20 protein-coding genes are annotated in these 26,203 nt (G+C 35.3%); 17 read left to right on the forward strand and 3 right to left on the reverse strand.

The window, feature by feature from the left end:
* The first annotated feature begins 85 nt into the window (after positions 1–85).
* The 9 genes from KBJ98_RS00370 (at position 86) to KBJ98_RS00410 (ending at position 11,036) form a co-directional block, all read left to right on the forward strand.
* On the forward strand, positions 86–718 hold the full coding sequence (locus KBJ98_RS00370) for a leucine-rich repeat domain-containing protein (protein ID WP_210787803.1): 633 nt from the start codon (positions 86–88) through the stop codon (positions 716–718).
* Between the two features lie 37 nt (positions 719–755).
* Entirely contained in the window at positions 756–1,427 is a 672-nt protein-coding gene (locus KBJ98_RS00375; protein ID WP_210787804.1) for a TetR/AcrR family transcriptional regulator, read from the forward strand.
* Between the two features lie 6 nt (positions 1,428–1,433).
* Entirely contained in the window at positions 1,434–3,101 is a 1,668-nt protein-coding gene (locus KBJ98_RS00380; RefSeq protein ID WP_210787805.1) for a peptidase domain-containing ABC transporter, read from the forward strand.
* A gap of 2 nt (positions 3,102–3,103) precedes the next feature.
* Positions 3,104–4,450: an HlyD family secretion protein gene (locus KBJ98_RS00385; protein ID WP_210787806.1), complete on the forward strand. Its 1,347-nt coding sequence runs from the start codon at positions 3,104–3,106 to the stop codon at positions 4,448–4,450.
* Complete coding sequence (locus KBJ98_RS00390) at positions 4,450–5,838, forward strand: TolC family protein (protein WP_210787807.1); 1,389 nt, start codon at positions 4,450–4,452, stop codon at positions 5,836–5,838. Before KBJ98_RS00385 ends, KBJ98_RS00390 begins: the two co-directional genes overlap by 1 nt.
* A gap of 43 nt (positions 5,839–5,881) precedes the next feature.
* Complete coding sequence (map, locus tag KBJ98_RS00395) at positions 5,882–6,700, forward strand: type I methionyl aminopeptidase (protein WP_210787808.1); 819 nt, start codon at positions 5,882–5,884, stop codon at positions 6,698–6,700.
* A gap of 87 nt (positions 6,701–6,787) precedes the next feature.
* Positions 6,788–7,162 carry a GxxExxY protein gene (locus tag KBJ98_RS00400; RefSeq protein ID WP_210788198.1) on the forward strand — a complete coding sequence of 125 codons (375 nt, stop codon included), beginning with the start codon at positions 6,788–6,790 and terminating at the stop codon, positions 7,160–7,162.
* 88 nt (positions 7,163–7,250) lie between these two features.
* On the forward strand, positions 7,251–8,015 hold the full coding sequence (locus KBJ98_RS00405; RefSeq protein WP_210787809.1) for a class I SAM-dependent methyltransferase: 765 nt from the start codon (positions 7,251–7,253) through the stop codon (positions 8,013–8,015).
* Between the two features lie 114 nt (positions 8,016–8,129).
* Entirely contained in the window at positions 8,130–11,036 is a 2,907-nt protein-coding gene (locus tag KBJ98_RS00410) for a DEAD/DEAH box helicase (RefSeq protein ID WP_210787810.1), read from the forward strand.
* Between the two features lie 54 nt (positions 11,037–11,090).
* On the opposite strand, the gene KBJ98_RS00415 is transcribed toward KBJ98_RS00410, so the two are convergent.
* Positions 11,091–13,901, reverse strand: coding sequence for a M16 family metallopeptidase (locus KBJ98_RS00415; RefSeq protein WP_210787811.1), 2,811 nt, complete (start codon positions 13,899–13,901; stop codon positions 11,091–11,093).
* 170 nt (positions 13,902–14,071) lie between these two features.
* Between KBJ98_RS00415 and KBJ98_RS00420 the strand changes: the two genes are divergently transcribed.
* The 3 genes from KBJ98_RS00420 (at position 14,072) to pruA (ending at position 17,720) form a co-directional block, all read left to right on the forward strand.
* On the forward strand, positions 14,072–15,337 hold the full coding sequence (locus KBJ98_RS00420; RefSeq protein ID WP_210787812.1) for a type IX secretion system plug protein: 1,266 nt from the start codon (positions 14,072–14,074) through the stop codon (positions 15,335–15,337).
* An 81-nt stretch (positions 15,338–15,418) separates the two neighbouring features.
* Positions 15,419–15,805, forward strand: a complete 387-nt coding sequence (apaG, locus tag KBJ98_RS00425; protein WP_166133241.1) for a Co2+/Mg2+ efflux protein ApaG — start codon at positions 15,419–15,421, stop codon at positions 15,803–15,805.
* 286 nt (positions 15,806–16,091) lie between these two features.
* Positions 16,092–17,720, forward strand: coding sequence for an L-glutamate gamma-semialdehyde dehydrogenase (gene pruA / locus KBJ98_RS00430; protein WP_210787813.1), 1,629 nt, complete (start codon positions 16,092–16,094; stop codon positions 17,718–17,720).
* Positions 17,721–17,853: 133 nt separating this feature from the next.
* Here the strand turns inward: pruA and rsmG are convergent, their stop codons facing one another.
* Complete coding sequence (gene rsmG / locus KBJ98_RS00435) at positions 17,854–18,483, reverse strand: 16S rRNA (guanine(527)-N(7))-methyltransferase RsmG (RefSeq protein ID WP_166133237.1); 630 nt, start codon at positions 18,481–18,483, stop codon at positions 17,854–17,856.
* 106 nt (positions 18,484–18,589) lie between these two features.
* Here rsmG and KBJ98_RS00440 point away from each other — a divergent pair, with 106 nt between their 5' ends.
* The 5 genes from KBJ98_RS00440 (at position 18,590) to purT (ending at position 25,160) form a co-directional block, all read left to right on the forward strand.
* Positions 18,590–19,687: a fatty acid desaturase family protein gene (locus KBJ98_RS00440; protein ID WP_210787814.1), complete on the forward strand. Its 1,098-nt coding sequence runs from the start codon at positions 18,590–18,592 to the stop codon at positions 19,685–19,687.
* 46 nt (positions 19,688–19,733) lie between these two features.
* A complete protein-coding gene (locus KBJ98_RS00445) occupies positions 19,734–20,921 on the forward strand; it encodes a pyridoxal phosphate-dependent aminotransferase (RefSeq protein WP_210787815.1) in 1,188 nt (395 codons plus the stop codon).
* Positions 20,922–21,180: 259 nt separating this feature from the next.
* Positions 21,181–23,049: a peptidase U32 family protein gene (locus KBJ98_RS00450; RefSeq protein WP_210787816.1), complete on the forward strand. Its 1,869-nt coding sequence runs from the start codon at positions 21,181–21,183 to the stop codon at positions 23,047–23,049.
* A gap of 155 nt (positions 23,050–23,204) precedes the next feature.
* Entirely contained in the window at positions 23,205–23,966 is a 762-nt protein-coding gene (locus tag KBJ98_RS00455; RefSeq protein WP_210787817.1) for a hypothetical protein, read from the forward strand.
* A 9-nt stretch (positions 23,967–23,975) separates the two neighbouring features.
* A complete protein-coding gene (gene purT / locus KBJ98_RS00460; RefSeq protein WP_317192472.1) occupies positions 23,976–25,160 on the forward strand; it encodes a formate-dependent phosphoribosylglycinamide formyltransferase in 1,185 nt (394 codons plus the stop codon).
* A 104-nt stretch (positions 25,161–25,264) separates the two neighbouring features.
* Here purT and KBJ98_RS00465 read toward each other — a convergent pair whose 3' ends face one another.
* Entirely contained in the window at positions 25,265–26,128 is an 864-nt protein-coding gene (locus tag KBJ98_RS00465; RefSeq protein ID WP_210787819.1) for an AraC family transcriptional regulator, read from the reverse strand.
* Positions 26,129–26,203: the final 75 nt, after the last annotated feature.

Below are 26,203 nucleotides of genomic sequence, written 5' to 3' on the forward strand. Positions count from 1 at the left end.
ATTAAATTAAAGTTAAAAACACTATATTAATAGTTTTACTATTAACCTTATTGATACCTTTGTGCAAACCGTAAATAGTTGAACAATGAAAAAATTACTTTTACTCGCGTTTCTTTGTATTTACAATTCCTTAATTTTTGCACAAATCAAAATCGAATCAAACAAGGAATACACCAATCTTGAGGAGGCGCTGCAACATCCGGAACAAATTATCAATTTGAATTTAAGTAATCAAAAACTAAAATTCAACACCATTGATTGGTCAAAATTTACCAACTTAGAATACCTGACGTTAAAAAATGACCATTTAAAAGAAATCCCCACAGGGATCACCACTTTAAAATCTCTTAAAAAAATTGACTTGAGTGGTAATGACTTTAGCGTTTTACCTGCTACTTTTGGGGAACTATCGAACTTAGAAGAAATAGTTTTAAACGATGACAAAAAGATGGATGTGCCCAAAACACTTTCCATTTTAGCCAAATTACCCAATTTAAAATCACTACATCTAGAGGGAGACAAACTTACTGCCTTACCCGATGAGATTTTAAACTTTAAAAATCTTGAAAATTTATACTTAGGAAACAATCAGTTGCAAAGCATTCCCGTGATTAAAACTTTAGATCATTTGAAATACCTTGATTTAAAAGGGAACAAAATCAAAGTTGATTTACAAGATACTAGAAATACTAATTTTGGCTTCAAAATCAATTTTTAAAAACTAACATTCCTTTTATTCAGCAAAAATACTTCTAATGGATTCTATTTTAACAAATATTATTATTTCAGTCAACGAAAAACTGTACGTTAAAAACCCCGAAACTTCAGCCTTGGGTAAAAAGATTATCGAACACAGTATTTTGATGATTGATCAAATTGGTTTTGAAAATTTTACGTTTAAAAAATTAGGAGAAGCAATTGGTTCAAACGAAAGCTCTATTTACCGTTATTTTGAAAGCAAACACAAGTTACTACTCTATTTATCCTCTTGGTATTGGGGCTGGATAGAGTACAAACTCGTATTTGCGACAAATAATATTCAAAGTCCCATCGAAAAATTAAGAAAAGCCGTAATTATCGTTACCGAAAAAATTGAAGATGATTCTACTACAGCACATATAAATGAGTCTGTTTTAAACAAAATAATTATTGCTGAATTTACTAAAACTCTTTTAACCAAAGAAGTTGACGAAGAAAATAAAGAAGGCTTTTTCCTGATTTATAAACGTGTAATTAACCGATTAATCGAGATGATTGCACTTGTCAATCCAAATTATTTGTATGCTAAAAGCTTAGCTTCATCAATTGTAGAAGGCGCCTTGCACCAACACTTTTTGAAAGACCATTTAAAAACAATAACTAATTGTAATGAAACAGTATCACCAACTGATTTTTACCTTGATTTAGTAGAAAAAATTGCAATATAAACAACTATGAAAAAAACACCGTTACGTAGATTTTACAACTTACTTTCGTTAGACAGAAAAGATGTTTATCAAATATTTTTCTACGCCATCTTCGCAGGTTTGATTAGCTTGTCGTTACCATTAGGAATTCAAGCCATAACCAATTTTATCCAATCTGGTCGTGTGAGTGCCTCTTGGATCGTCTTGATTGTTTTAGTAGTTTTTGGAGTAGCACTTGTTGGTATTTTATCTTTAATGCAATTGCGAATCACCGAGAATTTACAGCAAAAAATATTTGTTCGCTCCTCATTTGAATTTGGCGCCAGACTTCCTAAAATAAAAACGGAGGCTTTGTACAATACCTACCCGCCAGAATTAGCGAATCGTTTTTTTGATACTTTGACTATTCAAAAAGGAACCTCTAAATTATTAATTGATTTTTCGGCAGCATTATTACAAATCGCTTTTGGAATCATTTTACTCTCACTTTACCATCCGTATTTTATAGTTTTTGGACTTTTGCTCTTTTTACTCTTGTACTTTATTTTTAAATTCTCCTATAATTCAGGTCTTGAAACGAGTTTAAAAGAATCGAAATTCAAATACAGAGTTGCAGGTTGGTTACAAGAAATGGCCCGTAATAGTTTTAGTTTTAAAAACGATTTAAATTATAATTTCGGACTTCAAAAAAACAATACGATTGTATCTGATTATTTAAATTATCGCGAAAAACACTTTAAAGTTATCCAAAGACAATTTACACAATTGATTCTGTTTAAAGTAATAATCACGGCTAGTTTGTTATCTATTGGTGGTTTCTTAGTTTTATCACAACAAATGAACATCGGTCAATTTGTTGCTGCAGAAATCATTATTCTTTTGGTTATCAATTCTGTTGAAAAAATCATTTTAGGTCTTGAAACGTTTTATGACGTACTTACTTCAGTTGAAAAAATCGGGCAGGTAACCGATTTAAGTCTAGAAGAAGAAATAGGATTTGATAGTGACACCTGCTACAACAGGATCGCATTAGAAACTGAAAATTTAAGCTTTAAATTCCCTGACTCTCCAATTGAAATTTTACAATCTTTATCGATCAAAATCGAACAAGGTGAAAAAATAGTGATTGATGGAGCTAATGGTTCAGGGAAAACAACGCTAATTCGAATCCTTTCAGGTTTACTACAGCCAACTTCTGGTGCTTTTTACATCAACGATGACACTTTTAAGAAAATCAATTTAAAACAATACCGTTCACAAATTGGCACTATCATTTCGGGCGAAACTCCTTTTGAAGGAACTTTGATTGAAAACATAACCTTTAATGATCCGAGTATCAAAACTGAGGACTTAAAATGGGCAATTGATGGCGTACAATTATCGGGCTTTATCAAAGCTTTACCAAAAGGTCTTGATACTCCTATTTTTCCAGAAGGCAAACAACTTTCTTCATCTAATGCTCAAAAGTTACTTTTGGCACGAAGCATTATTCACAAGCCAAAAATTTTGTTTTATGAGGACCCAACTGATGCGATGGACGAAAAAGTAGCTAACGAAATTATTGATTTCATTACGGCCGATTCACACAAATGGACCATCATTGTTTCCTCTAAAAATCCGTACTGGAAAACAAAATGTACGCGAAAAATAACCATGCAAAATGGCATCATACAACTTGATTCAAAAAATATTTAGAAATGCTAAACATATCTGAAAACAATACAAAGCTGCCTTCATTGGAGCGCTTTACTACAGTAAAAAATTTAGTTAATAGGCCTCATTACAAAATCTTAAATAAGATTATTGCTGGTGTATCTATTATAGGAGTCATTGCCTTGTTTTTGCCTTGGACACAAAACATTTCGGGTTCAGGTAGCGTTACTACACTTAAACCCAACCAGCGCCCGTTATCTATTCAGAGTGTTATTTCAGGACGACTCGAAAAATGGTACGTACAAGAAGGTGATTATGTAAAAAAAGGCGATACCATACTCTTTATCTCGGAGATAAAAGAAGAGTATATGGATCCGAACTTGGTACAAAACACCGAGAACCAAATGAATGCTAAGAAACAATCCTTACTTTCATACGGGTCAAAAGTAACTACTTTAGAAGGCCAAATAGAAGCAATTGAACGTGAAAAGGTTTTGAAACTACAGCAAGCCAATAATAAAATTAAACAAGCTTTATTTAAAATAAAAAGCGATAGTATTGATTTAGTTGCGGTGCGAACACAACTGAAAATTGCAACTACACAATACAATCGAACTGTTGAACTGAACAAAGAAGGCTTAAAACCTTTAACTGATATTGAAGAAAAACGACTTAAATTACAAGAAGTTGAAGCCAAAATCATTACTCAGGAAAACAAATTACTGACTAGTAAAAACGAATTCATTAACGCCAAAGTTGAAATCAACAGAATTGGTGCCGAATACGCTGAAAAAGCTTCGAAAGCGAATAGCGATAAATTTACAGCCTTGAGCAATCAGTTTGATACCGACGCACAAGTAAATAAGTTACAAAATCAATATGCCAACTACAGCATTCGTAACGGAATGTACTATATCAAAGCATCTCAAAACGGCTACGTGAACAGGGCGTTACAATCAGGAATTGGAGAAACCATAAAAGAAGGAACCCCAATTGCTACGATCATGCCTGCCAAATATGATATTGCTGTAGAAACTTACGTGAATCCGATTGATTTACCACTTATAAGCAAAGGCGAAAAAGTACGTGTATGGTTTGACGGATGGCCTACTATTGTTTTCTCGGGATGGCCAAACATGTCATATGGAACTTTTGGTGGAAAAATTGTAGCTATCGAAAATTTTATAAGCCCAAATGGAAAATATAGAGTTTTGATTGCTCCTGACGAAAACGATCACAAATGGCCAAAACAACTAAGTATTGGTGCGGGTGCACAAACACTTGCGCTATTGAATAATGTCCCTGTTTGGTTTGAAATTTGGAGAACACTTAACGGCTTCCCTCCTAATTATTACACCTCTGCAACTGCGACTTCAAAAGAAAAGAAATAATGAAACAACTACTTATTGCGTTTTTATTTTTTGGTTTTGTTGCCTCTGCTCAAAACATTCCTTCCAAAGAATTTACCTATAATGAATATTTAGGTTACGTAAAAAAATACCATCCGTTGGTAAAAAATGCAAACCTAGAAATTAGCAAAGCGCAGGCAAATTTGATGATGGCTCGTGGTGGTTTCGATCCGAAAATTGAAGTTGATTTTAGCAAAAAACAATTCAAAGACACCGAGTATTATTCTATTTTGAATAGTAGTTTTAAAATACCAACTTGGTACGGAATTGAGATTAAAGCTGGCTTTGACAACAACGAAGGCGTATACCTCAATCCGGAAAACACGGTGCCAAATCAAGGACTGACATCCTTAGGGATCACTGTACCTTTGGGTCAAGGATTACTGATTAACCAACGAATGGCCGATGTACGCAAAGCTAAAATGCAATTGCAATTGAGCCAAGCCGAACGCAAATTACAGGCAATTGCAGTTCTCTATGATGCTTCTGTAGCGTATTTCAATTGGAAAAAAAACTTTAACGAAGTTGCACTTTATAAAGAGTACAACGAGAATGCCCAAATCCGATTTAAAGGAATTAAATCCTTAATTGTTCAAGGTGATAAACCTGCAATTGATAGTGTAGAGGCTGGTATTATTGTAAAAAACAGAGCGCTGAGTTTAGAAGACTCTCAATTAAAATTAGCAAAAGCAAAACTAGAACTATCAAATTATTTATGGCTGGAGAATAACATTCCATTAGAACTTGCCGAAGAACTTATTCCAGAGGCACAACTAGAATTCACTATTCAAGAAAGTTTACGCACTAATGACTTGGTGAACCAAGATTTCTCAATTACCAATCACCCAAAAATTAATGCCCTTGAGAGTAAAATTGATATGCTTACTGTCGAGCAAAAATTGAAAGCCAATATGCTTCTACCCAAAATTGACGTGGGTTACAGCTATTTATCGGAACCAAGTTATATAGATAATTACCGCTTTGAAGATTACAAAATTGGACTCAACTTTTACTTTCCTTTGTTTTTAAGAAAAGAGAGAGGAAGCCTGAAATTAGCCAAATTCAAGGTGCAAGAAACCCAATTTGCTTTGAATCTGGAAAAAGTACAATTGACCAATAAAATTAACGCTCAAAAAACTGAAATAGAATCCCTCATAAAGCAACAACAATTGATTAAAGGATTGGTAAATGATAATTTAACGATGCTAAAATCAGAAGAGCGACTGTTTTCATTTGGTGAAAGCTCTCTATTTTTAATCAACACCAGAGAGAACAATTTGGTTAGCGCACAACTTTCTAGAATTGCTTTAGAAAACCGCTTTTTCATTTCAAACTCCGAACTGTTTAAAATTATGGCCAATCCGGATTAAATAATTATAAAATCGTACTTTTGCAAACTGAAAATTCGAAAATATGATTATTCAAAAAACACGTGAGGAGATTGAATTAATGCGCGAAAGTGCCTTAATCGTTTCTAAAACATTAGGAATGATTGCCTCTGAAATCAAAGAAGGCGTAACTACTTTATACCTTGACAAATTAGCAGAAGCCTTTATTCGTGATCACGGAGCCGTCCCTAGTTTCCTTGGCTTGTATGGTTTCCCGAATTCATTATGTATGAGTCCTAACTCGCAAGTGGTACACGGAATTCCAAATAATATTCCTTTAAAAAGTGGCGATGTCATTTCAGTAGACTGTGGTGCTTTTAAAAACGGTTACCATGGTGATCACGCCTACTCATTTGAAATTGGTGAAGTAGCTCCAGAAACAAAAAAACTGTTACAGGTTACTAAAGAATCTTTATATGTAGGTATTCGCGAACTTCGCGCGGGCAATCGTGTAGAAGATGTAGGCAATGCCATTCAAAAATATAACGAAGCACACGGTTATGGAGTAGTTCGTGAATTAGTAGGTCACGGTCTTGGCCAAAAAATGCACGAAGATCCCGAAATGCCAAATTATGGTAAAAAAGGACGTGGCAAAATGTTAGTTGAAGGAATGGTTGTCGCCATTGAACCGATGATCAATATGGGAACGCGCAACATCAAACAACATAAAGACGGCTGGACAATTACCACTGCCGATGGAAAACCATCAGCCCATTTTGAACATGATGTAGCAATCATCGATGGAAAACCAGAATTGCTTTCTACTTTTGCTTATGTATACAAAGCTTTGGGGATTGAAAGTAATGAAGAAGATGAGTTTAGAAAAGTGCCTTTGGTTATCTAAACACGAATTTCACGAATTACCACGAATTAAAAATTTGTGAAAATTTAAGAAATAATACATACGATTATTTAACCTATGGTAGACAAAATGCATGAACTTTATTTGAAAGAAGAAGCTTATTCAATTATTGGAATTTGTATGGAAGTCCACAAAATTCTGGGGAAAGGACATAGTGAAAAGGTTTATGGAGATGCATTAGAATATGAATTTAGGAAAAATAATATTCCTTATTCTAGAGAATCCAAATTCAACATTGAGTACAAAGAAATAGTTTTACCAACGTATTATTTTGCTGATTTTTTAGTCTTCGACGAAATTATACTCGAAATTAAGGCGATACAAGAATTGAGTAAAAGTGAAATTAAACAAACACTAAATTACTTAGCGGCCTCAAAAAATAAACTTGGAATTTTGGTCAACTTTGGTGAAGACAGCCTTAAATATAAAAGAATAATCCTGTAACAAACACGCACTTTTTTGGCTTTCAAAACAAAATCAACTTTTGTAATTAGTGCAAATTCGTGAAATTCGTGTTTTAATTAATATGTAAATGAAATCTGCTTTTAAACTTATCCTCAATACCATTCCGCGTCCGCTGTTAATTCGTCTGAGTTATGTGGCACGCCCTATAATAGCCTTTACTCTTAAAGGTGACAAGTTTACTGATCCAATTGATGGAAAAAGTTTCAAATCAATGTTGCCGTATGGCTATGAAACACAGCGTAACAATGTCCTTTCGCCAAGTACGCTTTCATTAGAAAGACACCGTTTATTGTGGTTGTACCTCAACGAACAAACTGATTTTTTTACTGCTCCAAAAAAAGTATTGCATTTTGCTCCTGAGCAGGCTTTTTATAAATTGTTTCGTAAGCAAAAAAACCTAGACTACACCACCACCGATTTGTTTTCACCATTGGCAGATGTAAAAGCAGACATTTGCAATTTACCTTTTAAGGACAATCAATACGATGTGATTTTGTGCAACCACGTTTTGGAACACATTCCTGACGATACCAAAGCGATGCAGGAATTATATCGTGTGTTGAAACCAGGAGGAATGGCTATTTTACAAATTCCACAAGACTTAAAAAGAGACGTAACTTTTGCGGATGATAGCATTACCGACCAGAAAGAACGTGCCAAAATATTTGGCCAATATGACCACGTGCGTATTTACGGTCGTGATTATTTTGACAAATTAAGAAGTATCGGTTTTACAGTTGTTGAAGAAAATTACACCAATAAAATTGCACCTGAATTAGTAGAAAAGTACTGTTTAGCCAAAGGCGAAATTATTCCAGTTTGTTTTAAATAATTTTTTTAAACAGAATAAAATCCAACACAGATTCCACAAATTTGCACAAAATTATCTGTGTGAATTTGTGGAATCTTTGTCTTTATAACCTAACAATCAAATAACGTTTTACTTTTGCAATCCGAAAATCATTTCCAGTTTTGCTTTGATCTTAGTTTTGAAGCGAAACTCAATTACTATATCCCTACTTCGTATGTGGTTGGACATGCGGATACCATCACGTATTTAGAAAAAAAAGCAAGTTCAGAAGTACTGCAAAGTATGGGTATTGAGACAAAACAACTTCCACTTTCAACGCAAAAAACACTTAGCATTTGCGAAAGCCTACAACCAGAAGTCTTGTTTAAAAAATACAGAACAAAAAGTAAAGCTGCCAAGAAGATTGAGGACTTATTGCAAGACGAGAAATTAAAATTCGGAATTACACAATTCATACAACTGCAATTAGCATCCTTTTATGCTTTAGTTCGCGAACATGATTTTCCGCTTTCGTTTCAATTAGGTAAAGAAAAAGATTTTCGCATCAGTCGTATTGGCACTCAAAATCCAGCTTTAGAAACTGAACTGCATTTTGATAAACACGAAAACGGAATTTCATATACTTTAAAACTAAAGGAAAATGAACTTGCTTTTTATCCCTCGAACACAACAGTAACATTGTTGTTAGATGAGCCGGGATGGTTGGTTGCGCATCACAAACTGTTTCAATTAAAAGATATCAATTCCAAAAAAGTCACCCCTTTTCTAAATAAAAAAACGGTCGAAATTCCTTCGAAATTAGTACCCGACTATTTTGAAAAATTCATTAAAGACATTGCCCAAAAAGTAGATATCAGCGCCACAGGGTTTGAGGTGATTACCCAAAATGTAATACGTTCATGCAACCTACAATTGGTGCATGATTTTTTTAAAAACACCTATTTCATCAGTCTTTCTTTTGATTATGATGGATACGTTTTTGATGCCACTAAAACCAAAAACACGCATACAGAAATTGATTTAAAAAACTTAGAGAATATAAAATTAATCCAATACAAGCGCAGTCAAGCTGAGGATAAATTTACGAAATCCCTGCAAACGCTTAGTCTTGGCAAACAAGAGAATCTGCTTTTTGGACTTTTGCAAAAACCAGAACAAAAAGACACCTACGCTTGTGTGCAATGGGCATTAGAAAATCGTGTGAAATTAGAATCATTAGGTTTTTCGTTAGAGAATCTCAAAATCGACGGAAAAAAAATTGATAATAATGCAGTTACCATTACATTCTCCAACACCATTCAAAACGATTGGTTTGATATTAAAATGACTGTGGTTTGTGATGATTTTGAATTCAATTTCAGCGAGTTGATTCCGAATATAAAAAGCCAAAATCGCTTGTTTCTCTTACCCAATGGGAATTATTTTTTGATTCCGTTAGAATGGATGACGCGTTACGGAGCTATGGCTAAGCTGGCTAAAATCAACAACGGAACTATGGCAGTGCTCAAAAGTAATTTTGGTGTTTTTGAAGACATCCCGCAATTAAAACAGACCTTGCATGTAAAAGAAACGGTTCAATACCAACCTTCGCCTTTGGTTAAAGCCACGTTGCGACCGTACCAAATAGAAGGCGTACAATGGCTTCTAGAACATTACAACAATGGTTTAGGCGCTTGCTTGGCCGATGATATGGGATTGGGAAAAACATTGCAAACCCTATCAACACTGGTCGCTGTACAAGAAAAATTAGATTTTGAAAAAGCCGAAAACATGCAACTCGATTTGTTTGGCAATGAAATTCCTGTAGCCAAAGAATACCTAAAAGCCTTGATTGTGCTTCCCTCCTCTTTGGTATTCAACTGGTACAACGAAGCTAGAAAATTTACGCCTCATTTCAGGAGAATTCAATATGTGGGACAAGATCGAAAACTAATTTCTAAAAAATTAGAAAAATACGACTTGATTTTTACGAGTTATGCCATTGTATCGAAAGATCTTTCCATTTTGGAAAAGTACCAATTTCGGTATTTGATTTTAGACGAAAGTCAATACATCAAAAATAAAAACTCGAAAATTTTTCAAGCCATCAATCAAATAAAAACGACTCATAAAATTTCTCTGAGTGGAACGCCAATAGAAAACTCCTTAGACGATTTGTGGTCACAAATGCAATTTATCAATCCGAATATTTTGGGGAGTTACGCTTTTTTTGCGGAGCATTACAAAATTCCAATAGAGAAAAACCAAGACGAAAATAGTCTACTGGAACTCAGAAACCTCGTCAGTCCGTTTATTTTACGTCGGACAAAAGAACAAGTTTTAAAAGACTTACCGGAGCTCTCGGAACAAGTTTTTTATTGTGATATGGAACCTGAACAAGAAAAACTATACGAAGAAGAAAAGTCAAAAGCAAGAAACGCACTTTTAAAAACCGATGGTTCTGGAATTGGCAAAATCAATATTATCAATACGTTGATGCGCTTACGGCAATTGAGCAATCATCCTAAAATGATTGACAAAAAATCAGAACTTGATTCGGGGAAATATATTGCGGTGACCCGATATTTAGAAACATTAGTGCAATCCAATCAAAAAACAATAGTATTCAGTTCGTTTGTATCCAACTTGGAATTTTATAAAAAATGGAGCGTTGAAAACAAAATTGATTTTTGTGAATTGACAGGCGCGACTCCACAAAATGAACGCGCGTATCAAGTTCAGAAATTCCAGGAACAAGAGCGTGCTAAATTGTTTTTCATTTCCTTAAAAGCAGGTGGCGTAGGACTCAATATTACCAAAGCCTCTTATGTTTTGTTTTTAGATCCATGGTGGAATCCTTTTGCCGAAAAGCAAGGAATTGGTCGGGCTCATCGTATTGGGCAAATGAACAAAGTAAATGTCGTTCGGTTCATTACCAAGAATACCGTCGAGGAAAAAATCATTCGATTACAAGAAAACAAAAAACTACTTTCGGATGCACTACTTGATGAAAACCACATCAGCCCAGAAATTGAAGAAAATTTAGATTTTATTTTAGCATAAAAAAAACCTGCTACTTCAATGAAATAGCAGGTTTTAGTTTTAAGACTAAAAAAATTATTTTTTCTCTGGCATCAAAATACCGATCACTTTATCTTTTGTAAGATATTGTTTGGCGATGTTCTGAATATCTTTGGCAGTAACGGCATTTACCATTTCTTCCATTTTCAAAACATCTTCAGCATTAGATGCGTTTAAATACGATCTTGTCAAGTTAGACAACCAAAAACGGTTCTCTTTACTATCTTTTCTAAAATCGGCTAATTCACCTTCTTTGAATTTAGCTACATCTTTTTCATCTGGCCCTTTGTCTATAATATTTTGAAGTTCTTTCAAGGCTGATGCAGTCAATTTCTCAGCATTTTCTGGTCCGCAAGGAAAACCTATTGAGAAAGTATACGATCCGTAAGGCATTTTGTTCATGCTTCCTCTAGCATTTACACCGTAAACTCCACTTTCGTTTTCACGTAATTGCTCAACTAGCTTAATAGTAAGTACTTCCCCTAAAGCTTGCATACTCATAGCATCTTTGGCAGAATATTTAGCATCACCATAAAACATAATCGTAACGTTACTCTTTGGATCTGCTCCTTTATTTACTACTTTTTTCAAGTCGCCTTTCAACATTCTATATCCTAAATCTACTGCTTTTTCTTTTTTATCATTCGCTGGTAATGAAGCGATGTATTTCGTAGCCATAGCTTCGATTGTTGCATCATCAACATTTCCTACGAAGAAAAATTCAAAATCAGCAGCATTTCCAAAACGCTCTTTGTATTTTTCGTAAGCCAATTTATAATCGGTATCAGCCCATGATTTATCAGTAGGCATGATTCCAAAAAAGCGTGGGTTATTCTGGTTCAAATAGGTATAAAACTCCTGTTGGAAGTAATTCTGTGGCGTAGAAGCCATGTTTTTGAAAAAGCTTGATTGTTTTTGTTTGAATCCTTCAAAAGCTTCTTGGTCAAAATTTAAATCTGTAAAATAAGCATGCGTCATTTGCATTAAATACTCTAAGTCTTTAGGAGTTGATGTACCTCTAAGTCCTTCGCTAGTACCTCCAATATAAGGATTCACTCTTGCAATTTTACCCGTCATGAATTTGTTAATGTCGTTCAATTTTAAGCCAGAGAAACCAGCCTCAGCAAGTGCTCCATTAGCAAACTGAACTTTTTTCATTTCCTCGTTTGAGTACAAATTAGACCCACCTAAACTAACCGCTTCAAAAAGCACTTCGTCATTTTTAAAATCGGTGTTTTTATACGTCACTTTAGCACCATTGGAAAGAACTAATGTTTTTGTACCCAATTTATCATTACTACTTCTGCTTACCACCGTTCCTGCTTTTACCTCTTTTCTAAGCAGACTCGTAGCTACCGCAGCATCTTCGTAAGGTTTTAATTCGTCTGTATTCACTTTTATTGCAGCTAATACTTCCTGCTCTGTAACTTTTTTCAAGCCTTCTTTTTCAGGACCCGTTAAAATAATAACACGGTTATCCTCTTTAACGTACTCTTTAATTAAGCCATTTACATCTGCAAGCTCGATTAACGGTAAGATTTGCTTAAAGGTTTGAAAAGTCCATTCAATACCTGGAGCAGGTTCTTTTTCTAGGAAATTTGCTTGAAGCTCGCCTACAAAATTCTCTGAATTCGTTTTACTTCTATCATTGTATGCTTTTTCAATAGAAGCCATAAATTCAGACTTAGCACGGTCTAATTCTCCTTGTGTGAAACCAAACTTCTTAGCACGCTCGTTTTCTGTTACCAATGTTTTCAAGGCACTTAATTGCTTGTCTTCTGATGACATTGCCACAGATTGATATCCTTTTTTGGTTCTTGCAAAAGTACCACCATAATAAGAATACCCATAAGTGAAAGGTGGTGTTGCAGAATTTGTCAATTCATCAAGACGTGTATTTAAAAGCGTTGCAAATAAATTCTCGATCATGTAATTTTTAAAATCAGCTACGGTAACCATTTTCTTAGGTGCAGCATAATCTTTGTACAATAATTGCACTTGTGTATTCGATGCTTCTTTGTCACTTTCTACAGCTACAAAAGTTTCTTTGTGATTAGGAACTTCAAATACTTTTCTTGGTTTTTCATTTGCAGGATTTTTATAAGCAGAGAAGTGAGAAACAATTTTTTTCTCCATTTCGGCTACATCAATATCACCAACCACAATAACACTCATCAAATTCGGACGGTACCAATCTTTGTAAAAATTAATTAAAGACTGATGTTTGAACTTTTCTAACACCTCTTTTTGACCAATTGGCAAACGAGTAGCGTATTTTGAATCGTGCATCATTTTAGGAAGATAACGACCCATCATTCTTTTTCCAGCGCCTAGACCTAAACGATATTCTTCTAATACTACGCCTCTTTCTTTATCAATTTCTTCTGGTGTCAAAACAGTGTTAAACGCCCAGTCCTCAATGATTTGAAATCCTTTTTCAAGTTTCTCAGGATCATCTGACGGAATTGGCAAGAAATACACCGTTTCATCAAAACTAGTGTATGCATTTAAATGTTGTCCAAATTTAACCCCAATACTTTGAAGGTAATCTACCAATTGATTTTTAGGAAAACGCTTCGTCCCATTAAAACACATGTGTTCCATGAAATGCGCTAATCCTTGCTGATCATTTTCCTCGAGAATAGAACCTGCATTAACTACCAATCGAAGATCTACTTTCTTTTCTGGTTTGGCATTTTTCTTGATGTAATACGTTAAGCCGTTCGGTAAAACACCTGTCTTGACACTTGGATCAAGCGGAATGGCCGTATTATAATCTAGTTTTTGCGCAAAAAGCGCAGCAGGAATAATAAAAATTCCTACTAATAAATGGTTGATTTTTTTCATATGTTTATTTTGTTTGCTGTAAAACTAACGAGTATTTTTCTACTTTATTACTATTTTTAAAAATAATTAACAGAATTTACACACGAAAACACAATTAAGAAGCAATCAAAATAAATCTTTCCTATTTTACGTTTTTTTGTACCTTTAAAACTTGAACTCATTTCTAAAAAATGTTAAAGATCCGACTCATATATTCCATCCTATCTCTCTTTTTGTTTTGCAACTCTGCTCTTTTTGCACAAGTTGAAAAAGAGATTCCTCCACCTTTTCACATCAAAACAGTTGCTTTTGTACAAAACGATCAAAACAAAGTGCCTATCTTTCAACTTGGCGAGGGTTTTCAATTGGAATTTGACGACTTATACGGCAACGAAGCAAACTATTATTACGAAATTGTTCACTGCAATTTTAATTGGGAACCCTCTCCCATTCCAAAAATAGAATACTTACAAGGTTTCGACAACCAACGCATTCAAGACTACATCAACTCCTTTAATGCCCTGCAACTGTATTCGCATTACAAGTTGTCTATTCCTAATCAATTTACACAACAGCTTAAAGTAAGCGGTAACTACATTCTTAAAATTTTAGACGAAAACCGCGATGTAGTGTTTAGTCGAAAATTCATTTTATTTGAAGACCTAGCCACAGTACCCATTCAAGTAAAAAGAGCACGAACTGTAAACACTCTAGTTAGCAAACACAATTTAGATTTTAGCGTAAAAAGCAACAGCCTTACGTTTCAAAATCCACTTAAAAATGTCAAAGTAGTTTTGCTACAAAACGGACAATGGCACACAGCAATTCAAAATATAGCGCCGCAATATACGATTGGCAACGATTTGATTTATAAATACGATACCGAAACACAATTCTGGGCAGGAAACGAATTTCTGTTTTTTGAAAATAAAGACATTCGATCTGCTAGCAACAATGTAGCGAGAATCAATGCCAAAACAGACATTTATAGCGCCTACTTATATACTAGTGCCGCTCGTGCCAATACGCCTTACACTTTCATGCAAGATGTCAACGGCGGATTTGTAGTGAACAACCTTAACGCGCAAAAAAACGAAATCGAAGCCGATTATGTTTGGGTACATTTTAGCGTATCAGCACCTACTTTCAGACTCAATAAAAACATTTACGTGACAGGAATGTTCAACAATTACGCCCTTACAGATGAAAATAAAATGGATTACAATCCTGAAAAAGCCATTTACGAAAAAGCCATTTTAATCAAACAAGGGTTTACTAATTTCCAGTATACCATTGCAGACTCTAAGGGAAATATCGATTATGAAAACGCCATTGACGGTAATTTCTTTGAAACAGAAAACGACTATACCATACTAGTGTATTACCGAGAAGCCATCGACCGTTACGACCGCGTTATCGGAAAAGGAAATGCAAGTTCAATAAATATCATCAATTAAAAAAACTTTGGCAATAACCATTAAAATAACATCCTTTTTTTGTAAATTTGTCAATAATAAGCACATATTCATCCTTTTAATATGGTTTCTCAAATAACAAGAGGCATAAAAATTTCAGTATTAACTAGTTTTGAAGGCACCTACTTCAAAAACTATAAGATTCACTTTGCTTTTAGTTACGTAATTACTATCGAAAACCACAGTAAAGATTCTGTTCAACTTATTACCCGTCATTGGGAGATTTCTGACTCGCTTAATGACCTCGAAATTGTTGATGGCGAAGGAGTAATTGGTAAAAAACCAGTCCTTAAACCAGGAGAACAGCACACTTATAGTTCAGGTTGCCTCTTGTCATCACCGTATGGCGCTATGAAAGGCTATTTCAACATGATCAACTTTACCACCACCCGAAACTTCAAAGTCATGGTTCCTACTTTTAGACTTTGTGCGCCATTTGCATTAAACTAAATCGCATTATCAGGAGCTCATCCTGCTTTTCGCTACAAGTTTTTTTGTGTTAAGCCCTTTTTTATAGTCCTAAAAAGAGCTTTTTGCAGTCGCTTTTTTAGTCCTTAAAAATGAGGCTCTCCACTTCAAAAAGCTTTCCACTTCAATCAGGGCTAAACCTACCATTATACAAAAGTGCACTGTACATAACTTCAAAAAAGTACAAATCTTTAAAGAAACCTTTGTACTTTTGTTTTTAGTTTAAAAAACAATACGACACTATTTTTAACCCAATAAAAACATCAATATGTTAAAAGGATTTTTTCACGTACCCAATGCGGTCAACGAACCTGTAAAAAGCTATGCCCCTAATTCGCCAGAACGTGCAGCCGTTTCTGCAGCATACGCTGAAATGTGGAACAGCACAGTAGACGTACCCCTTTATATCGGAAACGAAGAAATAAGAACTGGAGATACAAAAAACATGACTGCACCGCACGACCATCAGCATGTGGTTGGTGTGTATCATCAAGCCGAAAAAAAACATATTGAAGCCGCTATTGCCACTGGACTTCAAGCAAAAGAAGCTTGGGCTAATATGGCTTGGGAACAACGCGCTGGAATTTTCTTAAAAGCAGCAGAATTATTGGCTGGACCTTACAGAGCTAAGATCAACGCTGCTACAATGATCGCACAGTCAAAAACAATATACCAAGCAGAAATTGATGCCGCTTGCGAACTTATTGACTTTTTACGTTTCAACGTACAGTACATGACACAAATTTACAACGAGCAACCAAAATCTACTGCTGATATGTGGAACCGCGTTGAATACAGACCTCTTGAAGGATTTGTATACGCCATTACTCCTTTTAACTTTACAGCAATTGCTGGAAACTTACCAACAAGTGCTGCCTTAATGGGGAATGTTGTGGTTTGGAAACCTGCAGCAACTCAAGTGTACTCTGCTAACTTATTGATGCAAATTTTCAAAGAAGCAGGTTTACCAAATGGTGTAATCAACATGGTTATGGGAGACTCAGGAATGATCACCGAAACTTTATTGGCTAGCCGTGATTTAGCTGGAGTTCACTTTACAGGATCAACAGGCGTATTTAATGATATTTGGGCAAAAATTGGAACTAATATTAGTAGATACAAAACATATCCACGTATTGTAGGTGAAACTGGTGGTAAAGATTTTATCATTGCACACCCTTCTGCACATTCAAAACAAGTAAGTACAGGAATTTCTCGTGGTGCTTTTGAATACCAAGGTCAAAAATGTAGTGCTGCTTCACGCGTATACATTCCGCAAAGTTTATGGCCAGCTGTACAAGCTGAATTAGAAGCTGATTTAAAATCAATGAAAATGGGATCGCCACAAGATATGAGCAACTTTATCACTGCGGTAATCTCTGAAGGTTCATTTGATAAATTAGCTAAAGCCATTGACCAAGCCAAAGCTGATAGCGATGCAGAAGTAATTATGGGAGGGAATTATGACAAATCAAAAGGTTACTTTATTGAACCAACTGTTATTTTAACTACCAATCCAAAATACGCTACAATGGAAACCGAACTATTCGGACCAGTTGTAACTATTTACGTTTACGAAGATGCTAAATGGGTAGAAACTCTAGAATTAGTAGACACTACATCAGAGTACGCTTTGACAGGAGCTGTTTTCAGTCAAGATCGTTATGCTATTGAAGAAGCTACTGTGAAATTACAAAACGCAGCTGGTAACTTCTACATCAATGATAAACCAACAGGAGCAATTGTAGGAATGCAACCGTTTGGTGGAGCAAGAGGATCAGGAACAAATGATAAAGCAGGATCTATGCAAAACTTATTGCGTTGGACTTCTGCAAGAACTATCAAAGAAACTTTTGTAACTCCAGTTGATTACAGATACCCATTTTTAGGAGAGTAATTTTAGTCCTAAAGCTTTAAAGTCAAAACTTATAAAGTACTTTAGCAAATACCAAAAAGCCGAATCTAAAAATTTAGATTCGGCTTTTTTTATCTAATTCTTTCTTTAGACTTTATGACTTTTGACCTTAAAACTAAACCGTAAACTTCAACGGCAAATGCACCACTTTCTTAGTCTCAAAAAATTCATCTTCAAAATAATCTGCTAAGTTGTATTCAGTAGCTTTAGGGAAATCTTTTAATTCTTCGGTTAAGTCACCTCCTTTTAGGTAGAGGATTCCGTTTTTCAATTCGTGTTTGTGTTGTTTCTTAATTTTGGTTTTTACCCAAGACACAAAATCAGGCATATTGGTAACAGCACGACTCACGATAAAATCGAAATCACCTTTTACATTTTCAGCGCGCATTTGCTCTGCTTTTACGTTTTTCAACTCTAAACCTTCAGCAACAGCCTGAACTACTTTTATTTTCTTGGCAATAACATCAATCAAATAAAAACGCGTTTCCGGAAAAAGAATCGCCAATGGAATTCCTGGAAATCCACCACCCGTTCCTACATCTAAAACGTAAGTTCCTGGTTCAAAAGTCATCACTTTGGCAATACCAAGTGAATGTAAAATATGTTTGGTATACAAAGCATCAATATCTTTTCTAGAAATCACATTTATTTTTTGGTTCCAATCGTGATACAGCGCATCTAATTTTTGAAACTGTTCGATTTGAATTGGTGTCAAATTAGGAAAACACTTAAGAATCTCGTCCATCTCTTCTTTTTTTTAACAAAAGTAATACTTTACAGTTAAAATATTTATGCCAATTTTGTATATCCAAAAATTTATAATAATTACCTTTGAACTTTATCCCACTTATATGAATAACACTGCGCCTACTTTTGCTAAGCAAGATAGCTTGAAATTTTTTAGAACACTTAACTCACGGGTTAACAACTACTTTAAAGAAAACAACATTCAAAAAACAGGAAACTGGAAACTGTATTTAAAAACCATCATTTTATTCACTGTTTTTCTAGCACCTTACTTTTTAATATTAACTCTTGATATGCCATTTTGGGCACACCTTTTATTGACAATCGTCATGGGAATTGGTATGGCAGGCGTGGGAATGAATGTGATGCATGATGGAAATCACGGATCTTATTCGAACAAATCGTGGATCAATAAATTTATGGGTGGTACCATTTATGTATTAGCAGGAAACGTCTACAATTGGCAAGTGCAACACAATGTGTTACACCACACCTATACCAATATTCCTGGTCATGATGAAGATCTTGATGCTGGTCGTGTAATCCGATTTACGAAAGAGGCAAAATGGTATAATTTTCACCGTTTTCAACAATACTACTCTATTTTCTTATACGGTTTATTGACTTTCAATTGGGCAATTACAACCGATTTTAAGCAAATGCGTAACTACTTAAAAAGAAAATTATCTTACGGAGAAGCTAAAAGTCCAAAAATATTATGGACTACTTTAATTATTACAAAAATAATTTATGTTGCTATTTGGATTGCATTACCAATCGTAATTGGAATCACTTGGTGGAAAGTATTAATAGGCTTTTTTGTAATGCATTACACTGCTGGTTTGATTTTGAGTGTTGTATTCCAACTAGCGCATGTGGTAGAGGAAACAATCAATCCTACACCAAACGAATTAGGAGAAATGGACAATACTTGGGCTATTCACCAATTGTTTACCACTACTAATTTTGCACCTAAAAACGCAATAGTAAACTGGTACACAGGTGGTTTGAATCATCAAATTGAGCACCATATTTTCCCGAATATCAGTCACATTCACTACGGGAAAATTGCAAAAATTGTAAAAGAAACTGCTCAAGAGTGCAATTTACCTTATTACGAATACAAAACGATGCGAAGCGCCGTTATTGCTCACTTCAAACATTTGAAAGAATTGGGGCAAAACCCAGCAATTACTGCTTAATTTTCAATAGCAGCAAAAGAATAAAACTAACTACAACTATATACTAATGAATCCATTATCCGACAGAATTAACAACTTATCAACTTCGCAAACCCTTGCCATGGCGGCTTTAGCCAGAGAATTAAAAGCACAAGGAAAAGACATTATTAGCCTTAGCCTTGGTGAACCTGATTTTAATACTCCTGATTTTATCAAAGAAGCAGCAAAACGCGCCATAGACGAAAACTACAGTACGTATTCACCTGTTGAAGGGTACTTAGAACTTAAGGAGGCGATTTGCAGAAAGTTTAAAAGAGATAATGATTTAGAATATAAACCAACTCAAATTGTAGTTTCTACGGGAGCTAAACAATCATTGTACAATATTGCTCAAGTAATGTTGAATGACGGTGACGAAGTAATTTTGCCAGCTCCTTATTGGGTATCGTATTTCGAAATTGTAAAATTATCAGGTGGAGTTCCTGTTGAAGTTCCTACATCTGTGGAAACAGATTTCAAAATTACACCTGCGCAATTAGAAGCTGCCATTACACCAAAAACAAAAATGATGTGGTTTTCCTCACCATGTAACCCATCAGGATCGGTTTACAGTCGCGAAGAATTAACGGCGCTTGCGGCAGTTTTAGAAAAATATCCAAACATTTACGTAGTTGCTGACGAAATTTACGAGCACATCAATTTTTCAGGTACTTTTTGCAGTATTGCTTCCATCCCAGGAATGCTCGAAAGAACAATTACTGTAAACGGTGTAGCTAAAGCTTTTGCCATGACAGGTTGGAGAATTGGATACATTGGAGCACCTGAATTTATTGCAAAAGCGTGTACTAAAATTCAAGGTCAAGTTACCTCAGGAGCCAATTCTATAGCACAGCGTGCTACTATCACTGCTCTTGACGCTGATCCTAGTGTATTGAAAGAGATGGTAAATGCTTTTCATAGTCGACGTGATTTAGTTGTAGGATTGTTAAAAGAAATTCCGGGTGTAAAAATAAATGTTCCTGAAGGTGCTTTTTATGTGTTCCCAGATGTATCTTCTTTCTTCGGAAAAACATTAAACGGAACCGAAATTAAAGACGCCAATGATGTATCCATGTATCTTTTGGCGCAAGCCAATGTAGCTACCGTTACTGGAGACGCTTTTGGAAATCCTAATTGCATTCGTTTCTCTTACGCTACCAGCGAAGCCCTTTTAACCGAAGCACTGTCTCGAATCAAAAATGCATTAACGGTTTAATACCTATACACACATACCTAAAAGCCTCTTGATCACACAAGAGGCTTTGTTATTTAAAGCCAAAATCAACGCTAAATGAGAATAAAATTTCAAACATGATTTGTATAATGTCACTTACAAGCTGATGGTACAATATAAAATCCAAAAAATACGGTTTTGAATTAGAAATCTTGAATAATTTATTAGACCTTTGCACACTTTTTTCGGCGAAAGCCCAAAAACCTAATGTTTTAGCAATTAACCCATTATCATCCCAAAGATGAAAAAGAAAATAGAAATCCTCGCACCCGCCAAAGACCTTATTCACGGTATGGCAGCCATTAACGCAGGTGCTGATGCTGTATATATTGGTGCTCCACAATTTGGTGCACGCTCGAATGCCACCAACTCTATCGAAGACGTGGCCGCTTTAGTAAAGTACGCACACCTTTTTAACGCACAAGTTTTTGTGGTAATCAATACGATCTTGTATGATAACGAGTTAGAAACTTGTCGTCAGATGATTTGGCAATTGTATGATATTAAAGTTGATGCTTTAATTGTACAAGACATGGCGATCATGGAAATGGACTTGCCGCCTATCGTGCTACACGCGAGTACGCAAGCCAACAACCGTGATCCTCATAAAATAAAATTCCTGAAAGATGCCGGAATGAAACGCGTCGTTTTGGCTCGTGAATTGAATTTACACCAAATCAAAGAAATTGCGGATACTGCTGATGTGGAATTAGAATTTTTTGTAACCGGTGCACTTTGTGTGTCGTTCAGTGGAAACTGTTATATGAGTGTGGCCAATGGCGAACGCTCTGCAAACCGTGGTTCCTGCGCTCAAAACTGCCGTTTACCGTACAACTTAATCGATGGTAATGGCGACACTTTAATCAAAAACAGTCACTTACTTTCGATTAAAGATTTTGATGTTTCGGATCAAATTCCAAATCTTGTTGAAGCCGGCGTGATGTCCTTTAAAATCGAAGGGCGTTTAAAAGATATCGTTTATGTAAAAAATAATGTTTCGTATTTACGTCAAAAATTAGATGCTTTCTTGGAAGGGAATGAAAACTACACTAAAGCTTCTTCTGGAAAATGCACCTACACTTTTGACTCAGCTTTGAACAAAAGTTTCAATCGTGGATACACTGATTATTTTGTAAACGAAAGACATCAATCTATCGGTTCTTGGGAAAGTCCAAAATCAAAAGGGCAATATATCGGGAAACTAATTCGTACTGTGGGTAACGCTTATGAAATAGAAAACGGCGAATTACTTAACAACGGCGACGGTTTGTGTTACATCAATGAAAATAATGAAGCTGACGGAATTTATGTAAACAAAGTCGAAAACGGCTTGGCTTACCCAAATGTATTAAAAGAACTAAAAGAAGGTACTTTTATTTACCGTAACAACGACGCGGCTTTTATCAAAATTGTAGAACGTGAAGACAGTGCGGTTCGTAAAATAAGCACCACTTTGCACCTAACCGAAACCGAAAATGGTTTTGAGCTAACTGCTACTGACGAAGATGGTAATGTGAGTACGGTTCAATTGGCGCATCCAAAAGAAAGAACCAAGAACAACGAGTCGATTGAAGAAAACTTTAAAATTAACTTGGCCAAAACGGGTTTCACACCTTACACAGCTGATGAAATTACAATTGCTTTTTCTGAAAATTGGTTCTTACCAATATCTAAAATCAACGAAATGCGAAGAACGGTTTACGAACAACTTTCAGAAATTCGTTTGGCTAATTACAAAGTTGAGGAACACCAATTGGTTAAAACATCGCATCCTTATCCGGAAACCAAATTGGATTTTATGTACAATGTTTCGAACAAACTAGCCCGTAAATTCTACGAACGTCATGGCGTTACCGAAATCGAAAAAGCTTTTGAATTACAATGGGACCCTGGAAAATCCCGCGTGATGACCACCAAATATTGCATCAAATACGAATTAGAACGCTGTCCAAAATACCATCGAGAAAATATGGACAAGAAGGTAAAAGAACCTTTGGTATTAAAACAAGGCGAATTAGAATACAAACTCAAATTCAATTGTAAACCCTGCGAAATGGAGATTTGGGAAAAAGATGCTGAATTCGAAATTGAAGAAGATCACTTTCATTAAAATACAAAACCGATGCTTTATTAAAAAAAGGCATCGGTTTTTTTATTAAATTTGGGCGTGTTCGCCGCGGCGAGCGGGCTATACGCTATATCTTTTGTTCCGCTATCGCTTCACAAAAGGATGTCGCTTCTATCCCTCACGCAAATCCCTAAAAAATGAAAATAAAATCCGTACCAATAATTTTAGCTTTGTCACTTTTATCATTTATAAGCTGTCAAAAAGAGCCTAGTTTTGAAAAAGCTATTTCTGATTTGAAAAACAAATTTCCGCAATTAGCGAAACAGAACAATAAAAATATTGAATACAAACTGACAAGAAGTGTAACAAATGGAGATAGAGAATTTCAATTAAAACTATATTCATCTGTAGTGAATGAATATAATGACCCACAGAAGATAATAATTCTTGTCAATCAAGAATCAGAATATTACGCAATACCTTATTTATCAAATACGCATCGAGATTATTGGGAGTTTCCAAATGAGACTCAAATACCTAGTATCAAAAAAACAAATACAACTTTTGAAAAGGAATTAATAAAAGCATTAGATACATTAAATTTGAATGATTCAAAAGGAACTGCTAATATCGTACTTGATGAATTATTTTTTTCACTTTTACATTGTGTAAGAGTAAGTGAAAAAGAAAATAATGAACTACAAGCTATATTTTTGACCTCAAATAATAATATTCCAATCGAAAATAATAATGACTGTAGTGAAAGATTAAAAAAGAACTATTATGCTATTTTCGAAAACAGAAAAAACAAAAAACATATAGGAAATTATACTTTTTGGGATGTTATGAATGCTAGAATATATCAATTTGAAAAATTAGATGGAGTTAAAAACAGGAGAGCGAATCTTACACTAAAAACGTTTAGACAAGATTGTGCTTTCCGTTTGATAACAATGTAAAACTCAATAATCTCTCCCCAACAATTTAAAAAAATGAAAATACTACTCCTCGGCTCAGGCGAATTAGGTAAAGAATTTGTAATTGCTGCACAACGCATTGGGCAAACTGTAATTGCGGTAGACAGTTATGAAAATGCCCCTGCTATGCAAGTAGCGCACGGTTTTGAAGTCATTAATATGCTCGATGGCGAGGCATTAGACCGCATTGTTGCCAAACACCAACCCGATTTTATCGTTCCCGAAATAGAAGCCATTCGTACCGAACGTTTTTATGATTACGAAAAACAAGGTATTACCGTAGTGCCATCTGCAAAAGCAGCCAACTTTACCATGAATCGTAAAGCCATTCGTGATTTGGCAGCCAAAGATCTTGGGCTAAAAACGGCCAACTATCGTTACGCCACCACCGCCGAAGAATTGACAAAAGCAGTAGCCGAAGTTGGAATGCCATGCGTGGTAAAACCATTGATGTCTTCATCTGGAAAAGGACAATCCACCATCAAAACTTCGGATGATATTTTAAAAGCCTGGCAATACGCCGTTGACGGTTCTCGTGGTGATGTAGTTGAAGTAATTGTAGAAGCTTTTGTCAAATTCAATTCAGAGATTACCTTATTGACCGTCACGCAAAATAATAATCCTACGCTTTTTTGTGCTCCAATTGGACATAGACAAGAACGTGGCGATTATCAAGAAAGCTGGCAACCTGCCCTGATTTCAGACAAAGATTTATACGAAGCCCAAGATATGGCCGAAAAAGTTACCGAAGCTTTGGGAGGCGCAGGACTTTTTGGAGTCGAATTTTTCTTGGCTGATGATGGTGTTTATTTCTCAGAATTATCGCCAAGACCACATGATACAGGAATGGTAACTTTGGCGGGAACGCAAAATTTTAACGAATTCGAATTGCATTTACGTGCTATTTTGAGTTTACCTATTTTTGAAATTAAGTTAGAAAAAGTAGGTGCTAGTGCTGTGATTTTAGCATCTGAAAACTCTGAAAATCCAAGTTTTACAGGAATAGAAAAAATTGCCGGTTTATCTAAAACTGATTTTAGAATCTTTGGCAAACCTACTTCAAGACCTTACCGACGCATGGGTGTAGCTTTAGTAAATGATAGTCTTGAAACACCAATTGACATTGTTGTAGAAAAAGCGAAAAAAGCGGCTAGTTTAATTACCGTTCATCCGTAATTTACTTTCAGTAATATTTTCAAATCGGGCGCATTCGCGAAGTAACAGTTGGTCTCGACTGCGCCTGACTTGACAAAATTCTTAATAAACGATATTGATCCCCATTACTTTTTAAAATTGCGGAAGTTCGTTGGTGTCAATCCAGTCTGTTTCTTAAACAATCGGGTAAAATAGGAGTAATCTTCATATCCTAAACGTAATGCGATTTCGTTTATCGTAAAATCTTTGTCAAACAACATTCGTTTGGCCTCGAGTATAACTCTGCCCGTAATAACTTCTGTGGTGGTTTTTTGGAGTCTTTCGTTGCAAATTCTATTTAAATGTTTCAGTGTTATGTGAAGCTGGGCTGCATAAAAGGAGGCCGCTTTCTCTGTTTTGTAATACTTTTCTAATTCGGTTTCAAAAGCTTTAATTTTCACATTATAGGCATGTGCTTGATGCAAATTCGATCTTTCATACTTACGCGCAATTTGAATATGAATGCAGTCCAAAAGATTCAAAATGAAATCCTTCTGCCAAGGCTGAGAAGACTGTGATTCCTCGATAAGTCTTTCAAAATACGGCACAATGGCAAGTGTTTCGGTAGTTTGCAAAACAAGCTCGGGTTTATTATCCACAGCAGAATAAAAAGGATAGTCCGCAATGTCTTTTTGTCCAAAGTAAAGATTGTAAAATTCCTGCGAGTAAAAAACAACATATCCCTCGACATCCTCGGATAAATGCCAATGGTGAATTTGTCCAGGTTGCATAAAAAACATACTTCCGGGCTGAATGTCAAAAACATCAAAATCAATCTCATGCGTTCCGGAGCCTTGTGTAAAAAACACTAAAACATAAGAGTTATGACGGTGTGGCTCCTCTACAAAACTGTGCGTAATTAAATGATTTTTAAAGGTATTGATATACAAACTACTGTTGACTGCATTGCAATTAAACCGCTGAATGTTGTAAATGGGATACTTCGCCATGATATCTAAATGTCTTTATTGTCCTAGAAGTAGCGAAGATAGAAAATACTACGCATAGCAATAAGAAATACCTTT

Source organism: Flavobacterium erciyesense, assembly GCF_018069925.1.
Classification (GTDB): Bacteria; Bacteroidota; Bacteroidia; order Flavobacteriales; family Flavobacteriaceae; genus Flavobacterium; species Flavobacterium erciyesense.

Bases quoted from the DNA above. Each gene is read 5' to 3' on its own strand.
- KBJ98_RS00370 (WP_210787803.1), top strand. From the start codon at position 86: ATGAAAAAATTACTTTTACTCGCGTTTCTTTGTATTTACAATTCCTTA.
- KBJ98_RS00375 (WP_210787804.1), top strand. From the start codon at position 756: ATGGATTCTATTTTAACAAATATTATTATTTCAGTCAACGAAAAACTG.
- KBJ98_RS00380 (WP_210787805.1), top strand. From the start codon at position 1,434: ATGAAAAAAACACCGTTACGTAGATTTTACAACTTACTTTCGTTAGAC.
- KBJ98_RS00385 (WP_210787806.1), top strand. From the start codon at position 3,104: ATGCTAAACATATCTGAAAACAATACAAAGCTGCCTTCATTGGAGCGC.
- KBJ98_RS00390 (WP_210787807.1), top strand. From the start codon at position 4,450: ATGAAACAACTACTTATTGCGTTTTTATTTTTTGGTTTTGTTGCCTCT.
- map (WP_210787808.1), top strand. From the start codon at position 5,882: ATGATTATTCAAAAAACACGTGAGGAGATTGAATTAATGCGCGAAAGT.
- KBJ98_RS00400 (WP_210788198.1), top strand. From the start codon at position 6,788: ATGCATGAACTTTATTTGAAAGAAGAAGCTTATTCAATTATTGGAATT.
- KBJ98_RS00405 (WP_210787809.1), top strand. From the start codon at position 7,251: ATGAAATCTGCTTTTAAACTTATCCTCAATACCATTCCGCGTCCGCTG.
- KBJ98_RS00415 (WP_210787811.1), bottom strand. From the start codon at position 13,901: ATGAAAAAAATCAACCATTTATTAGTAGGAATTTTTATTATTCCTGCT.
- KBJ98_RS00420 (WP_210787812.1), top strand. From the start codon at position 14,072: ATGTTAAAGATCCGACTCATATATTCCATCCTATCTCTCTTTTTGTTT.
- apaG (WP_166133241.1), top strand. From the start codon at position 15,419: ATGGTTTCTCAAATAACAAGAGGCATAAAAATTTCAGTATTAACTAGT.
- pruA (WP_210787813.1), top strand. From the start codon at position 16,092: ATGTTAAAAGGATTTTTTCACGTACCCAATGCGGTCAACGAACCTGTA.
- rsmG (WP_166133237.1), bottom strand. From the start codon at position 18,483: ATGGACGAGATTCTTAAGTGTTTTCCTAATTTGACACCAATTCAAATC.
- KBJ98_RS00440 (WP_210787814.1), top strand. From the start codon at position 18,590: ATGAATAACACTGCGCCTACTTTTGCTAAGCAAGATAGCTTGAAATTT.
- KBJ98_RS00445 (WP_210787815.1), top strand. From the start codon at position 19,734: ATGAATCCATTATCCGACAGAATTAACAACTTATCAACTTCGCAAACC.
- KBJ98_RS00450 (WP_210787816.1), top strand. From the start codon at position 21,181: ATGAAAAAGAAAATAGAAATCCTCGCACCCGCCAAAGACCTTATTCAC.
- KBJ98_RS00455 (WP_210787817.1), top strand. From the start codon at position 23,205: ATGAAAATAAAATCCGTACCAATAATTTTAGCTTTGTCACTTTTATCA.
- KBJ98_RS00465 (WP_210787819.1), bottom strand. From the start codon at position 26,128: ATGGCGAAGTATCCCATTTACAACATTCAGCGGTTTAATTGCAATGCA.